This is a genomic window from Streptomyces sp. NPDC029152 (assembly GCF_055564355.1).
This window is the reverse complement of sequence record NZ_JBVHWR010000004.1, coordinates 246,935-262,237: the sequence shown is the minus strand read 5'-3', so window position 1 is coordinate 262,237 and position 15,303 is coordinate 246,935. Positions and strand designations below refer to the sequence as shown.

Below are 15,303 nucleotides of genomic sequence, written 5' to 3'. Positions count from 1 at the left end.
GGTGGTCACTTGACGGAACCGCCGGTGATGCCGGCGGCGATGTACTTCTGGGCGAGGACGAGCAGGATCGCCGCCGGGACCGCGGACAGCACGGAGGCGGCCATCACCGAACCCCAGTCGCCGACGTGCGCGCCGATGTACTGGTAGATGCCCAGCGTGACCGGCTTGACCTCGTCGGTGGTGTTCAGCGTGAGCGCGAACATGAAGTCGCTCCACGAGAACAGGAACGCGAACAGGCCCGAGGTGATCAGGGAGTTGCGGCTCATCGGCAGCACCACCCGCAGGAACGTCCGCACCGGTCCGGCGCCGTCCATCTGCGCGGCCTCGATCACCTCGCCGGGGATCGACACCATGAAGGACCGCATCAGGACGATGGAGAACGGGATGCCGAGCGAGGCGTCCGCCAGCATCAGGCCGAAGTAGGAGTTGACCAGGCCCAGGTCGACGTAGGAGTTGTAGAGCGCGTTGGCGATGACGATGCCCGGCACCATCTGGGTGATCAGCGTGCCGAACACGATGGTGCGCGAGCCGCGCAGCCCGAACCGCGCCAGCCCGTAGGCCGCGGGCGCCGAGACCGCCAGGCAGATGACGACCGCGCCGAGCGAGACGGCCAGCGAGGTCAGCAGGTGGCCGCCCTGGTCGCTGATCGCCCTGGAGAAGCCGGACAGGTCCAGGCTGCCCGGCACCGGGTCGACCTGGAGCAGCCCCGACTCGGGCTGGAGCGCGGTGTTGAGCATCCAGTAGAGCGGGAACAGCATCACGCACAGGACGAGCACACCGGCGACGGTGGAGCCCCAGCGGCGCCGGGACGCGGCGGGAGTGCGGTCGGCCATCGTCGGTCACTTCCCTTCGGAGCGGTTGGCCCGCAGGTAGAACACCGCGAACACGGCGGAGATCAGGATCAGTACGTTGCCGACGACCGCGCCCGCGCCGAAGTCCAGCTGGACGAACGAGTTCTGGTACGTGAGCGTGCCCAGGGTCTGGGTGGAGTCGGCGGGACCGCCGTCGGTCAGGGCGAGGATCAGGTCGAGGATCTTGACCGTCGACATGAAGCCGAGCACGAGCACGACCGTGATGACCGGCTTGAGCATCGGCAGGGTCACGGAGCGGAAGGTCCGCCAGGCGGAGGCGCCGTCCAGGGAGGCCGCCTCGTGCAGCTCCTTCGGGATCTCCTGGAGACCGCCGTACAGGATGACCATGTTGAACGGGATGCCGATCCAGATGTTGACCAGGACGACGGACAGCAGGGCCATGTGCGGACTGGTCAACCACGGTGTGTGTCCGCCGAGACCGAGGGTGTCCAGGAACGAGTTGAGCACGCCCGTGTCCTGGTCGAGGATGCGCCGCCAGACGATGCCGGACACCACCATGGGCACCAGCCAGGGCAGCAGGATCAGCGAGCGCAGCACACCGTTGAGCGGGAAGCGCCGGCTGAAGAACACCGCGAGCGCCAGTCCGATGCAGAACTGGCCGAGCAGCGAACCCGCGGTGAAGACGAGCGTGTGCCACAGCGCCTTGCCGAACAGGGCGTCGTGGAAGACGGTGGACCAGTTGTCGGTGCCGTTGAAGGGCGCCTCACCGGTGAAGAAGGTCTTCGGCGTGTAGTGCTGGAAGCTCATCACGACGTTGCGGACGAGCGGGTAGCCGAAGAACAGCAGCATGAAGACGACGGCGGGGGCGACGAACCCCCACTGGGAGAGCCTGCGCCGGCGCGTGGTCCGGGCCGGGTCCGGCACGGCCTTCGCGGACGCCTCGGCGGGTGTCTGTGCGGTGACGGTGGACGTGGTCATGGGTGCGCTCCCTCAGTTCCCGCTCGTGGCCCGCTGCTGGGCGCGCTTCAGGGCGGCCTCGCTGGACTGGCCGGTCAGGGCGGACTGGAAGGCGCTCTGCAGGGCGAGCGACACGCCCGGCCAGCCGGCACCGAGCTTGGCGGTCCGGGACCGGGCGGTGGCGACCTGGTCGGCGAGTGCGTCCAGCTCGGGCACCCGCTCGCGCCACACGGCCGCGGCCTTGGCGTTCGCCGGGACCATCCAGCTGTTGAGCGCGTAGGTCAGCTGCTCCTTCTCGCCGGCCAGACAGGCGACGATCCTGCCGGCGGTCTTCTCCCGCGCGTCATCGCCCGTTCTCGGCACGGTGAGCACCGCACCGCCCAGCGGACCCACCGAGTCGTCCCCGGCCTTCGGCACCGGGATCTGCGCGATGCCCCAGTGGAGAGACCTGTCGGTGTTGAGGGTCTCCACCTGCCACGGACCGTTGATCATCATCGCCGCGTTGCCGGCCATGAACTGGTCGTTGACGTCGGCCTGTGTCCAGTTGACCGTCGACTTCGACAGCGACCCGTCCTTCAGCAGGCTCTTCCAGTAGTCGAGCGCCCCGGCGACCTGCGGGCTGTCCAGCTTCGTCTCGTCGCCGCCGTTGGACCACATGAACGGCGTGAACTGGAAGACGCCGTCCTCGGCACCGCCCGCGCTGAGCGCCAGGCCGTACTGCTTGCCCCGCGTGAGCGTCCTGGCGGCCTCGCGCAGCTCGGCCCAGGTGCTGGGCACCCGGACACCCGCCTTGTCGAGCACGTCCTTGTTGTAGAAGAGGGCGAGCGTGTTCACGGACCGGGCCGCGCCGTAGTACGTCCCCTCGTACGAGCCGAAATCGACGATGCCCTCGGGGATGCCGTCGGTGCTCAGTCCGAGCGTCCGGAGGTCGACGAGGCCCCCGGCGTCGGCGAACGTGGGCATCTCGGAGGCGTCGAACTGGACGATGTCCGGCAGCGACCCGGACGACGCCATGCGCAGCGCCTTCGTCATCACCTGCGCCGCGGGGACGCTCTGCTGCTCGATGGTGACGCCCAGCCGCTCCCCGCAGCGGGCCATCGCCTCCGCGTCCCAGCGGTGGTACGACTCGTCGGTCGAGGAGTTCATCACGGTGTACACGTCGGCGTCGCGCTGCTGCCCGCAGCCGGTCAGCGCCGTACCCGCGACCAGGACGGAGACGGCGGCGAGCGGGGCGAAGACTCTGCGTGAGCGTTCGTGCCCTCGATGCGCGGCGTTGAAGCGCTTCGACATCATGCGGCCCTTGCTGTCGTACGGTCCGGCTTCCTTGCCGGACTGTTTTGTTTGTTGTGATGACTAATACGTCAGGGGTGGGCTGCGGCGCTAGGGGCAAGTGCCCCCCATCTCGTCGCCCGCCGCGTGAAGGAAGTGTTCTTTTCGGTAATCGTGCCTGTTCAACGTGGTTCTCATCGCGAGGGGGCCTCGGTTTCCCGATGTGTTCTGTGTACGATCAAAACGCTGTGGGAGGGCCTTCGCGCACCCACTCGACCGCTCCCGCCCCACCCAAGGAAGATCATGAAGTTCACCGACGGCTTCTGGCTCATCCGCGAGGGCGTGCATCTGTCGTACGCCACCGAGGTACGCGCTGTACGCACCGAATCGAAGCGCTTCACCGCCCATGCCGCCGTGAAGAAGGTGACGCGGCGGGGCGACACGCTCAACGCCCCGCTCCTCACGGTCGAGTGCTTCTCCCCGGCCGAGGGCGTCATCGGCGTGCGGGTCACCCACCACGCCGGCAAGCACCGCCCCGGCCCCGACTTCGCCCTCACCGGCACGCCCGACGGCGCGGGCGAGGTGCGCCAGGACGGCACGGTCACCGAGCTGACCAGCGGCCCGCTGACCCTGCGCCTGGACGGCGAGGGCCCCTGGGGCCTCACCTTCCACGACGCCGACGGACGCGAGCTGACCCGCGCGAACGCCAAGAGCACCGCGTTCGCCACCACCGGCGACGGCGCCCACCACATGCTGAGCCGGCTCGCCCTCGGCGTCGGCGAGCAGATCTACGGCCTCGGCGAGCGCTTCACCCCGTTCGTGAAGAACGGCCAGGTCGTCGACGTATGGCAGGCCGACGGCGGCACCAGCAGCGAACAGGCCTACAAGAACATCCCGTTCTACCTCTCCTCACGCGGCTACGGCGTCTTCGTCAACCACCCCGGCGCGGTCTCCTTCGAGGTCGGCTCGGAGTCCGTCGGGCAGGTCCAGTTCAGCGTCGAGGACCAGACGCTGGAGTACTACGTCGTCGCCGGGCCCACCCCCAAGGACGTCCTCGCCCGCTACACCGCCCTCACCGGCCGCCCGGCCCTGCCGCCCGCCTGGTCCTTCGGCCTGTGGCTCACCACGTCCTTCACCACCTCCTACGACGAACGGACGGTCACGTCGTTCGTCGACGGCATGGCCGAGCGCGGCATCCCGCTGACCGTGTTCCACTTCGACTGCTTCTGGATGCGCGAGTACCAGTGGTGCGACTTCCAGTGGGACCCGGAGGTCTTCCCCGACCCGGAGGGCATGCTCGCCCGGCTCAAGGCCAAGGGCCTGAAGGTCAGTGTCTGGATCAACCCCTACATCGCCCAGAAGTCCCCGCTCTTCGACGAGGCCGCCGCGCTCGGGCACCTGGTGCGCCGGCCGAACGGCGACATCTGGCAGTGGGACCTGTGGCAGGCCGGCATGGGCCTGGTCGACTTCACCAGCCCCGCCGCCCGCGAGTGGTTCGCCGGCAAGCTCAAGCCGTTGCTGGACCAGGGCGTGGACTGCTTCAAGACCGACTTCGGCGAGCGCGTCCCCACCGACGTGGTGTGGCACGACGGTTCCGACCCGGAGCGGATGCACAACTACTACACCCACCTGTTCAACCGGACCGTCTTCGAACTCCTCGAGAAGGAGCGCGGACAGGGCGAGGCCGTCCTCTTCGCCCGCTCCGCGACCGCGGGCGGCCAGCAGTACCCCGTCCACTGGGGCGGCGACTGCTGGTCCTCCTTCGAGGCGATGGCCGAGTCGCTGCGCGGCGGCCTCTCCCTGTCCCTGAGCGGCTTCGGCTTCTGGAGCCACGACATCGGCGGCTTCGAGGGCACGCCCGACCCGGCGGTCTTCAAGCGCTGGCTGGCCTTCGGCCTGCTCTCCTCGCACAGCCGCCTGCACGGCTCCTCGTCGTACCGGGTGCCGTGGGAGTTCGGCGACGAGGCCGTCGACGTGGCCCGCCGCTTCACCCTGCTCAAGCACCGCCTGATGCCCTACCTGTACGGTGCCGCCGCCGAGGCCCACCGCACCGGCGTGCCGGTGATGCGGCCCATGGTCCTGGAGTTCCCGCAGGACCCGGGCTGCCGCACCCTGGACCGTCAGTACATGCTCGGCCCCGACCTGCTGGTCGCCCCGGTCTTCACCGAGGACGGCGAGGTCGAGGTCTACCTCCCCGAGGGCACCTGGACGCACCTCCTGTCCGGCGAGCGGGTCACCGGTCCGGCGTGGCGCACCGAGAGGCACGGTTACGACAGCCTCCCGCTGTACGTCCGCGAGGGCGCCGTCCTGCCGCTGGCCCGGGACGACCGGCGTCCCGACGGCGACTGGCTGGACGACCCGGTCCTCCTGGTGCACCCGACCGCCGCGCCCGGGTACGCCGCCGAGGTCACCGTGCCCGACCTGCTGGGCGCGCCGGCCGCGACCTTCCACGTCCGGCGCGAGGGTGACGCCCTGCGGGTCACCGCGAGCGGCACCGACCGTCCGTTCACCGTGCGCGTCGCGGGCGGGGCGAGCGCGGAGGGCAGCGGCGAGGTGACCGTGCCCCTGGGGTGAGGCGGCGTCAGCGGGGGAGGCCGCCCAGCGCCGTCAGCAGCCGGTCCACGTCGTCCGCGCTGCTGTACGGCGCGAGTCCGACCCGGACGCCGCCCTCGTCGCCCAGCCCCAGGCGGCGGGCGGCCTCCACCGCGTAGAACGACCCGGCGGGGGCGTCGACCCCCCGCTCGGCCAGCAGGCGGCAGACCTCGGCGGGGCTCAGGCCCGCCACGGTGAACAGCAGGGTCGGCGTGCGCCGCGCGGCCCGGGAGTACACCGTGATCCCGCCGAGCTCGGCCAGTCCCCGCTCGATCCGCTCGCGCAGAGCGTCCTCGTGGGCCTCCAGCGCCGCGAAGGACGCGAGCAGCCGCTCCCGCCGCCCGCCGGGGGTGCCGGGCACCAGATCCGCGAGGAAGTCCACCGCCGCGCGGGCGCCGGCCAGCAGCTCGTACGGCAGCGTGCCCAGCTCGAAGCGCTCGGGGACGGCGTCGCTGGACGGCAGCAGCTTGTCCGGGCGCAGGGTCCGGAGGAACTCGGGCCGGGCCGCCAGCACGCCCAGGTGCGGACCGAGGAACTTGTACGGCGAGCACACCAGCGTGTCCGCGCCGAGCGCCGCCAGGTCGACGGCGGCGTGCGAGGCGTAGTGCACCGCGTCGACGTGGAGCAGTGCTCCCGCGCCGTGCACCAGGCGGGCGAGGGCCGGCAGGTCGGGCATGGTGCCGATGAGGTTGGAGGCGGCCGTGACCGCGACCAGCCGGGTGCGCGGGGACAGCACCGCCTCGACGTGCTCGGGGAGCAGCTCGCCGGTGGCCGGGTCGAAGTCGGCCCACCGCACGGTCGCGCCCACCGCCTCGGCCGCCTGCGTCCAGGGCCGGATGTTGGAGTCGTGCTCGAGGCGGGTGACGACCACCTCGTCGCCCGGCCCCCATCCCTTGGCGAGTGTCCGGGCGAGGTCGTACGCGAGCTGCGTGGCGCTGCGGCCGAAGACGACGCCCCGCGGGTCGGCGCCGAGCAGGTCGCCCAGGGCGGCACGGGCCCGCGTGACGATCCGGTCCGCGTTGCGCTCACCCTCGGTGACCTGCCCCCGATTGGCCAGGGGAGCGGCCAGGGCCTCGGCGACGGCGTCGATGACGGGCTGCGGGGTCTGGGTGCCGCCGGGCGCGTCGAAGCGGGCGGTGCCGGACTTGAGGGCGGGTGTCTGCGCGCGGATCGCGTCGACGTCGAGGGCCATGTGCACTCCAACCGGTGGCGGGGACTCCCGCCTCATGATCGCAGCAGCGCGGCGGCCGGACCAGGTCCCGGGGGCGGGACGGACACCGGGTCAGGACTCGGCGTGCGCCGGGTGTTTCTCGCGTCCGCCGGGGTGACGGTGCCGCCAGGTCCAGAACACGGCGCAGGACAGCAGCGCCCACCCGCCCAGCACCAGGTACGGGAAGAGGTGCTGGTGCCCCTGGAAGTACACCGCCGTGTGCTGCGCGTTGACCGAGGCGCCGGGCGGCAGCCACCGGCCGATCTCGCCCAGCGGGGACGGCAGCAGCGGCCAGGACACCGCGCCGCCGGACGAGGGATTGCCGAGCAGCACCATGAGCCCCCAGGTCGGCAGCATCGCCCAGCGGCCGAACAGGGTGTTGAACATCGTGAAGACCATGCCGCTGGTGAACAGGGTGAACGCGAGGATCAGCCACGACTCGACGAACGGCAGGTCGAGCGCGCCCAGCAGCCAGTCCACGGTCGCGGCGATGGCGAAGCCGCCGAGCAGCGCGTAGGCGATCGTGAAGAGGATGCGCTCGAACGGGGTCAGGGCCCGCGCGTGCACGCTGAGCTGGATCGCCCCGACGAAGCCGATGATGACGGCGGCCAGGGAGATGTAGAAGATCGCCAGACCGCGCGGGTCGCCCTCCTGCAGGGGGTTGACGTCCCGGACGGTGAGGGCGACCCCGGTCTTCTTCCCCACCTCCGGTGCCGTCTGGGCCAGCACCTCGGCGACCGAGGCGCCCGAGGCGCTGGACAGGTCGAGGACGGCCGACCGCCCGTTCCCGCGCAGCTCGAAGATCGCGAAGACCTCCTGTTCCTCGACCGCGTCACGCGCCTCGGCGGTACTGCCGTAGGGGTGCACCTTCACCGAGGCGTTCAGCGCCTGCTCCAGGCCGTCCAGGAAGGCCTTGCCGCGCCCCTGTTCGTAGGAGCCGACCACGGCCGTGGGGAGCGAGTGCGGCGTCGGGTCCGCCATGGAGTAGGTGTACGAGCCCGCGAAGAGTCCGGCCGCCGCCGCGAGGATCAGCACCAGCACGGTGGCCGGCCAGAACGGCGACTGCCGGAACGCGGACCACTTCTGGCCGCGCGTCGGAGGCTGGGCGTGGGCACCGTGGGAACCGGAGGACATGTGGGCCATAGGAGGACACTTCCACAGCGTGGGTGAAAGGGCATCGAGAGGGCGCTCCGCCCACGGCGCGCGGGGAGTGCGGGGCGGCCGTGGACGCGGAACGGACCGGCCCCGGACGGGAGGTGTCCGGGGCCGGCGCGCTACGGCCGGTCAGGCGTGCACGAGAGGCGTGTCGACGAGGTGCTCCGCCAGGAACCAGGCCTGGAGCTCGTTGGTGCGCACGACCTCGGAGACCAGGAGGTCGTTCGTGCCGTCGTCGCCGAGCTCCTGGGTGCGGGCCGCGGCGTCGTGGCAGTCGGTGAGGATCAGCTCATGGGCCTCCAGCAGCCGCGAGAGCATCGCCGGCACCTCCTCCACGCCGTCCGGCGGACGCGGCACCGCGGTGATCTCCGCGACGTGCCGGGGGTCGCCGACGGCGACGCCGCCGAGCGTCTGGACGCGTTCGGCGACGGTGTCGATCAGCTCCAGCTGTTCGCCGGCGTGCTTGTCCAGCAGCAGGTGCAGTTGGTAGAACGTCGCCCCGCGCATGAGCCAGTGGTACTTCTTGTACAGGTCGTGCAGGATGCGGGTGTCCGCCAGGACCTTGTTGAGCCGCTGGCACGAGTAGAGGCGGGTCTCCATGGACAGCGCCACGGGGAACTGCTTGACGGTGCCGAACTCCTGGATGGTCCGGCCCCTCTGGTGCAGCCAGGGCTGGCTGCCGTCGGAGCTGTGCCCGGGTGCCGGCGGATTCGGGGTGTTCACGCCAGGACTCCTTCCGGAGGAAAGCTGAGTGTCCGCACCGGCGCGGTGCGACCGGCCCGCCCCCTGCGACAGTCGACCAGCCGCACGCCGGTCCCGCAAACGCTGGGGCCCGAGCCGGCGCCCGCCCCCGCTCCCCGCGGGGGGTTGTCCGGTCCTTCCCCCGCGCTCTAGGGTCTGCGGGAGTGCAAGCGCTTTCTAAAGGTCTCCGAGGGGTACGCACGGGCGGCCCGAGCGCGTGCCGCCCGTCACCGTCCGAGGAGGACCGCATGTCCCCGCACCCCGCCCGCCGCCGCGTCGCCGTGGTCGGCACCGGCGCCGTCGTCGTCGACAGCCACCTGCCCGCGCTCGCGGCCCACGCCGACCGCGTGGAACTGGTCGCCGCCGTCGACGTGGACCCGTCCCGGCTGGAGGCCTTCCGGCGGAGCGCGGGCGGTGACGTCGCCGGCCACACCTCGATGGAGGCCATGCTGGACGCCGTGCGCCCCGACCTGGTGCTCGTCGGCACGCCGCCGTCCCTGCACCGGGAGCAGACGGTGGCCGCGCTCGAGGCCGGCGCGTGGGTGCTGTGCGAGAAGCCGCTGTGCCTCTCGCTCGCCGAGTACGACGACATCGCCGCGGCCGAGGAGGCCTCCGGGGGGTACGCCTCCGTGATCTTCCAGCACCGGTACGGCTCCGGTGCCGCGCACGCCCGGGAGCTGATCGCGGGCGGCGAGCTCGGCGCACCGCTGGTCGCGCACTGCCAGACCACCTGGCACCGCGACGCCGCCTACTACGCGGTGCCCTGGCGCGGACGCTGGGCCACCGAGGGCGGCGGACCGACGATGGGCCACGGCATCCACCAGTACGACCTGCTGCTGCACCTGCTCGGGCCGTGGCGGGAGATCCGGGCCATGGCCTCGCGCCTGGTCCACGGCACCGAGAGCGAGGACGTCTCCACGGCCCTGGTGCGGTTCGCGAACGGCGCCCTCGCCACCGTCGTCAACAGCGTCCTCTCCCCGGACGAGGTGAGCCGCGTCCGCGTCGACTGCGCCGACGCCACCGTCGAGCTCACCCACCTGTACGGGCACCGCAACGACGACTGGACCTACACCCCGGCCCGGCACGTCGACCCGGCACGCGCCGCGGCCTGGCGCACCCCGGCGGCGGACGTGCCCAGTTCCCACACCGCTCAGCTCGGCGCCGTGCTGGACGCCTGGGACGCCGGTGCCAGGCCGCCCGGCAGCGGACCGGAGGCCCGCGCCACGCTGGAGTTCGCCGCCGCCCTGTACAAGGCGGCGTTCACCGGCCGGCCGGTACGCGCGGGCGAGATCGGCCCCGGTGACCCCTTCTACCCGGCCATGCACGGCGGCCACCCCGGCTGGGCCCCCGAGGAGCGCGCGTGAGCACCCTGAGCGTCACCCACACCCACGGCGACCACATCGCCGTCACGGCGTCGAACGGCACCGAGATCCTCCGCTACGTCTACCGCCCCGACCCCGACGCCTTCGAGTCCCGCAAGCCCTACGCCCATCCCGTGCGAACCCTCGCCGGACACGTCGTCACCGGCTACCGGCCCAGCGACCACCGCTGGCACAAGGGCGTGCAGATGACGGCCAGCCACCTCTGCGGACAGAACTTCTGGGGCGGCAACTCCTACGTCCACGGCGAGGGCTACCTGCCCCTGCCCGAGCGCATCGGCTCGATGCGGCACGACGGCTTCCCGGGCTTCACGGCCGGTGACGACCGGCTCGACGTCACCGAACACCTGACCTGGGTCGAGAACGGCGGTGCCGAGTGGGCCCGCGAGGAACGCGGGCTCACCGTCCACTCGGTCGACGAGGACGCCGGCGCCTGGTCGCTGGACTGGTCGATCCGCCTCACCAACACCCGGGCCGAGCCGCTGGTCTTCGGTTCGCCGACCACCGCGGGCCGGGAGATGGCCGGTTACACCGGCCTCCAGTGGCGCGGTCCCCGCGACTTCACCGACGGCACCGTCTTCGCTCCGGGCACCACCGGCGGGGCGGAGAGGCTGATGGGCGCACAGAGTCCGTGGCTCGCCTTCACCGCGGAGCGCGACGGGAGCGACGGCCACTCCACGCTCGTCTTCGCGCACGCGCCGGAGAACCTGGACGACAGGAGCGCGATCCATCCCTCCCACTGGTTCGTGCGGGCCACGCCGGTGCCGACGGTCGCGTTCTCCTGGGCGTTCTTCGAGGAGTTCGAGCTGCCGCCCGGCGAGTCCTTCGCCTACCGCTACCGCCTGGTGATCGCCGACGGGGCCTGGGACGGCGACCGGGTCGGCGCCTACCTGGAGGACCTGCCGTGGTGAGCGCGCCGCTCCCGGGCGGCGCTGCCCGTCACCGCCCGGAAGCCGACGGCCCGCCGGGACGGCGCGGGTGCGAAGGGACGGCCGAGACGCGCGTTCTCCTGGCCCAGACCTGTGGCCCGAGGGGCGGGCCGCCGCCTCATGGAGGTGTGGGACGCGCCGCGGACTCGCCGCCTCGGCCACGGCCGTGACCGCCGACGCCGGCAGCGCCTTCCACGAGGACCTCGAGCGCGTCTGCACCCGCTGCGGCGGAGGCGCGAAGACCGTCCGCACCGGCACGGTCCGGACGTGCCACCAGGCGGTGAGGGCGTTCGGCCGGCGGACGCGTCCCGGACACGGGCAGACCATCAGCTGGTGCCCGCGCGGGCGCCGGCTGACAGTCTGGGCACAGGCACGCCTTCGAGGAGGAGTTCACCCGTGATCGATGTGACGCACCAGATCGACTCCGTGCGCCGGCAGGTCGGCACGCGTGCCTTCAAGGCGGGTGAGGCCCGCGTCCTCACGGTGGGCCGTACCTACGACACCCCGCTCGACGACCTGTGGGAGGCCTGTACCGACCCCCGGCGCATCCCGCAGTGGTTCCTCCCCGTCTCCGGCGACCTGCGGCTGGGCGGGCGTTACCAGCTGGAGGGGAACGCGGGCGGCACGATCGAGAGCTGCGAACCGCCCAGGGGCTTCGCCGCCACCTGGGAGTACGCCGAGGAGGTCAGCTGGATCGAGCTGCGGCTGACGCCCGGCGGGGGCGGCACCCGCTTCGAGCTGGACTACCTCGCCCACGTCGACGACGAGCGGTGGGCCGCGTTCGGTCCGGGCGCGGTCGGTGTCGGCTGGGACCTGATGCTCGTCGGCCTCACCATGTACCTGTCGAGCGGCGGCACCCCCGTGGACCCCCAGGAGGTCGCGGCCTGGTCGGCCTCGGAGGCGGGACGGCGGTTCGTGCTCTCCAGCGGCGAGGCCTGGTACGGGGCCGACGTGGCGAGCGGCACCGATCCCGGGACGGCGCGCGCGAGGGCGGACCGGACCGCCGCCTTCTACACGGGCGCGGACGGGACGGGCGGCGCCACCGGGTAGACCGTCCGCAGAACGGGCACCGGAGCGGCCGCGGCCAGCGCCAGCACGGTGGCCGCCCCGGCGACGCCGAGGACGGCGCCCGCCACCACGTCACCCGGATAGTGCACACCGGTGTGGACGCGGGAGTACCCCACGGCGGTCGCCAGCGCGCCGAGGGGTGCGGCGGCCGCCGGCAGGACCACGCCGACCGCCGTGGCGAACGCGACCGCCGAGGCCGTGTGACCGGACGGGAACGACGCCGACGCGGGCATGGGCACGTACCGGTCGACCGTCACGCGGGCCGCCTCCCGGTCGGGCCGGGGCCTGCGCACCAGGCGCTTGCCGAGCAGGTTCGCGGCCGTGGAGGTCACGGCCACCGCCCCGACCCCGACGAGCGCCGCGTCGCGGGCCCGCCCTCCGCCCAGGGCGAGGACGGCGGCGATCCCGAGCGAGATCCTGGAGTGGTCGGCGGCGCGGGACAGCCGCCGCAGGGACCGGTCCAGCGCGGGCGTGTGCGTGGAGGCCACCGCCGCGTACAGCGCACCGTCCACGGCACGCAGGTCTGCGAGCACGGCGGCGAGGCCACGACGGCGGGGACGCGGCGGCCCCGCGGCCGGTGCGAGCGGGCCGCCGGCGTCTCCGCCGTCGTCGGTCGGTTCGGTCATGGGCTCCTGCTCCGTGAGGCGGTGGCGTCCGGGTACGGGCGGTTCCCGCCGCCCCGCCGGTGGCGGTGGGCGGGACCCGTCCGCCGGACCAGCCTCGTCCCTGTCCCGCCGTACGGCGTCCCGGCGGCACCCGTCCGGGCGAGCGCGAGGCGGTCCGGAACGCGGGAACGGGGTGGGGGCGGACCCTGTGGTCCACCCCCACCCCGTGCGCGAGCGTGTCAGTTCGCGGCCTTGAATCCGCGCAGCCGCAGGGAGTTGCCGACGACGAAGACGGAGGAGAAGGCCATGGCCGCTCCGGCGAGCATCGGGTTGAGGAGCCCGGCGGCGGCGAGGGGGAGCGCGGCGACGTTGTAGGCGAAGGCCCAGAAGAGGTTGGACCTGATGGTGCCCAGGGTCCTGCGGGCCAGCCGGATGGCGTCGGCGGCGGCGCGCAGGTCGCCGCGGACGAGGGTGAGGTCGCCGGCCTCGATGGCGGCGTCGGTCCCGGTGCCCATGGCCAGCCCCAGGTCGGCCCGGGCGAGCGCGGCGGCGTCGTTGACCCCGTCGCCGACCATCGCGACCGAACGGCCCTCGTCCTGCAGCCGCTTGACGACGTCGACCTTGTCCTGCGGCATGACCTCCGCGACGACGTGCTCCGCGTCGATGCCGACCTCGCGGGCGACGGAGGCGGCCACGGCCTTGTTGTCGCCGGTCAGCAGCACCGGGGTGAGGCCCAGGGCCCGCAGCCGGGTGATGGCCTCGGCGCTGGTGTCCTTGACCGCGTCGGCGACCTCCAGGACCGCCCTGGCCTCGCCGTCCCAGGCCACGGCGATCGCGGTGCGGCCCGCCGCCTCCGCGTCGGCCTTGGCGCGGGCCAGGTCCGCCGGGAGGCTCATGGCCCACTCGGCGAGCAGCTTCTCGCGGCCGACGAGGACGGCGTGGCCGTCGACGACGCCCTGCACACCCAGTCCGGCGACGCCTGCGAAGTCCTCGGGCGTCGGCAGGGTGCCCAGCTTCTCCAGGGCGCCGTCGGCGACGGCGCGGGCGATCGGGTGCTCGGAGGAGTGCTCCAGCGCGCCCGCGAGGCGCAGCACCTCGGACTCCTCGGTGCCGGCGGCGGTGTGCACGGCGAGCAGGGTCATGCGGCCGGTGGTGACGGTGCCGGTCTTGTCCAGGACGATGGTGTCGACCCTGCGGGTGGACTCCAGGACCTCGGGGCCCTTGATGAGGATGCCGAGCTGGGCGCCGCGCCCGGTGCCGACCATGAGCGCGGTCGGCGTGGCCAGGCCCAGGGCGCAGGGGCAGGCGATGATCAGGACCGCGACGGCGGCGGTGAACGCGGCGGTGAGCCCGGCGCCGTTGCCGGTCCAGAAACCGAGCGTGGCCAGCGCCAGGGCGATGACGACCGGGACGAAGACCCCGGAGATGCGGTCGGCGAGCCGCTGGGCGGCGGCCTTGCCGTTCTGCGCGTCCTCGACCAGCTTCGCCATCCGCGCGAGCTGCGTGTCGGCGCCGACCCGGGTGGCCTCGACCACCAGCCGGCCCCCGGCGTTCAGGGTGGCGCCGGTGACGCTGTCGCCGACGCCGACCTCGACCGGCACCGACTCGCCGGTGAGCATCGACGCGTCCACGGCCGAGGCGCCCTCCACGACCGTGCCGTCGGTGGCGATCTTCTCGCCCGGACGGACCAGGAAGCGGTCGCCCACCGCCAGTCGCGCCGTGGGGATCGTCCGCTCGCCGCCGTCCGGGTCCAGTACGGTGACGTCCTTCGCCCCCAGCTCCAGCAGGGCCTTCAGCGCGGCACCGGCCTTGCGCTTGGAGCGGGCCTCGAAGTAGCGGCCGGCCAGGATGAACGCGGTCACTCCGGCGGCGGCCTCCAGGTAGATGTTCCCGGAACCGTCACCGCGGGCGATGGTCAGCTCGAAGGGGTGCGTCATGCCCGGTGTGCCCGCGGTGCCGAAGAACAGCGCCCACAGCGACCACAGGAACGCCGCCGAGGTGCCGACCGAGATCAACGTGTCCATGGTCGCCGCGCCGTGGCGGGCGTTGGTGAACGCGGCCCGGTGGAACGGCCAGGCGGCGTAGGTGACCACGGGCGCGGCCAGGGTCAGCGACAGCCACTGCCAGTACTCGAACTGCAGCGCCGGCACCATCGCCATCGCGATGACGGGAACGGCCAGCAGCACCGAGGTGACCAGCCGCTGCCGCAGCGGCCGCAGCCCGTCCGCCTCCTCGGCCTCCGTGGCCCCCGGCGCCGGCTCCGCCCGCACCGGCTCGGGCTCGCGGGCGGTGTAACCGGTCGCCTCGACCGTGGCGATCAGCTCCGGGACGGACACCCCGCCCGTGAAACTGACCTTGGCCTTCTCCGTCGCGTAGTTGACGGTCGCGGTGACCCCGTCCATCCGGTTCAGCTTCTTCTCGATCCGGGCGGCGCACGAGGCACAGGTCATCCCGCCGATGGCGAGCTCCACCTCGGTCGGTGCGCTGGTCGTACTGGTGGTCATGACTGCTCCTGATGCGGGGTCGTCGGCCGGGAGCCGGGGGCCGGGTCCCGGTGGTGCGGTGGTGCGGCTTGCGCGGGGGAGC

The 15,303-nt window shown here is 72.8% G+C and carries 12 protein-coding genes; 4 read left to right on the top strand and 8 right to left on the bottom strand.

All coding sequences use genetic code 11. The annotated features are described in order from the left end of the window. Positions 1-5 precede the first annotated feature (5 nt). Genes ACZ4V6_RS10675 through ACZ4V6_RS10665 form a run of 3 tightly spaced genes read right to left on the bottom strand, consistent with a single transcriptional unit; the run spans position 6 to position 3,059 of the window. Positions 6-833 (bottom strand): carbohydrate ABC transporter permease, encoded by an 828-nt coding sequence (locus ACZ4V6_RS10675; RefSeq protein ID WP_467824890.1) that lies wholly within the window; start codon positions 831-833, stop codon positions 6-8. A gap of 6 nt (positions 834-839) precedes the next feature. Next, positions 840-1,790 (bottom strand): carbohydrate ABC transporter permease, encoded by a 951-nt coding sequence (locus ACZ4V6_RS10670; RefSeq protein WP_467824887.1) that lies wholly within the window; start codon positions 1,788-1,790, stop codon positions 840-842. A gap of 12 nt (positions 1,791-1,802) precedes the next feature. Beyond that, positions 1,803-3,059, bottom strand: coding sequence for an ABC transporter substrate-binding protein (locus ACZ4V6_RS10665; protein ID WP_467825614.1), 1,257 nt, complete (start codon positions 3,057-3,059; stop codon positions 1,803-1,805). Between the two features lie 282 nt (positions 3,060-3,341). Here ACZ4V6_RS10665 and yicI point away from each other — a divergent pair, with 282 nt between their 5' ends. Continuing rightward, the gene (yicI, locus tag ACZ4V6_RS10660) at positions 3,342-5,612 is read left to right on the top strand and encodes an alpha-xylosidase (RefSeq protein WP_467824884.1); all 2,271 of its coding nucleotides are present in this window, start codon (positions 3,342-3,344) and stop codon (positions 5,610-5,612) included. Between the two features lie 7 nt (positions 5,613-5,619). Here the strand turns inward: yicI and ACZ4V6_RS10655 are convergent, their stop codons facing one another. The 3 genes from ACZ4V6_RS10655 to ACZ4V6_RS10645 form a co-directional block, all read right to left on the bottom strand. Then, a complete protein-coding gene (locus tag ACZ4V6_RS10655; protein ID WP_467824882.1) occupies positions 5,620-6,822 on the bottom strand; it encodes a cysteine desulfurase-like protein in 1,203 nt (400 codons plus the stop codon). Positions 6,823-6,912: 90 nt separating this feature from the next. Beyond that, a complete protein-coding gene (locus ACZ4V6_RS10650; RefSeq protein ID WP_467824879.1) occupies positions 6,913-7,983 on the bottom strand; it encodes an ABC transporter permease in 1,071 nt (356 codons plus the stop codon). A gap of 141 nt (positions 7,984-8,124) precedes the next feature. Continuing rightward, entirely contained in the window at positions 8,125-8,718 is a 594-nt protein-coding gene (locus ACZ4V6_RS10645; protein WP_467824878.1) for a Dps family protein, read from the bottom strand. A 266-nt stretch (positions 8,719-8,984) separates the two neighbouring features. Here ACZ4V6_RS10645 and ACZ4V6_RS10640 point away from each other — a divergent pair, with 266 nt between their 5' ends. The 3 genes from ACZ4V6_RS10640 to ACZ4V6_RS10630 all read left to right on the top strand — a co-directional run bounded on the left by ACZ4V6_RS10640 (position 8,985) and on the right by ACZ4V6_RS10630 (position 12,094). Beyond that, positions 8,985-10,100 (top strand): Gfo/Idh/MocA family protein, encoded by a 1,116-nt coding sequence (locus tag ACZ4V6_RS10640; protein ID WP_467824875.1) that lies wholly within the window; start codon positions 8,985-8,987, stop codon positions 10,098-10,100. Next, positions 10,097-11,026 (top strand): DUF6807 domain-containing protein, encoded by a 930-nt coding sequence (locus ACZ4V6_RS10635; protein WP_467824872.1) that lies wholly within the window; start codon positions 10,097-10,099, stop codon positions 11,024-11,026. The genes ACZ4V6_RS10640 and ACZ4V6_RS10635 overlap by 4 nt, the downstream gene beginning before the upstream one ends. 414 nt (positions 11,027-11,440) lie before the next feature. Then, the gene (locus ACZ4V6_RS10630) at positions 11,441-12,094 is read left to right on the top strand and encodes an SRPBCC family protein (RefSeq protein WP_467824869.1); all 654 of its coding nucleotides are present in this window, start codon (positions 11,441-11,443) and stop codon (positions 12,092-12,094) included. Here ACZ4V6_RS10630 and ACZ4V6_RS10625 read toward each other — a convergent pair. Both ACZ4V6_RS10625 and ACZ4V6_RS10620 read right to left on the bottom strand, forming a co-directional pair. Next, positions 12,055-12,738: a phosphatase PAP2 family protein gene (locus ACZ4V6_RS10625; protein WP_467824866.1), complete on the bottom strand. Its 684-nt coding sequence runs from the start codon at positions 12,736-12,738 to the stop codon at positions 12,055-12,057. The two genes, ACZ4V6_RS10630 and ACZ4V6_RS10625, sit on opposite strands and share 40 nt — an antisense overlap. Positions 12,739-12,956: 218 nt before the next feature. After that, positions 12,957-15,221 carry a heavy metal translocating P-type ATPase gene (locus ACZ4V6_RS10620; RefSeq protein WP_467824864.1) on the bottom strand — a complete coding sequence of 755 codons (2,265 nt, stop codon included), beginning with the start codon at positions 15,219-15,221 and terminating at the stop codon, positions 12,957-12,959. Positions 15,222-15,303 lie beyond the last annotated feature (82 nt).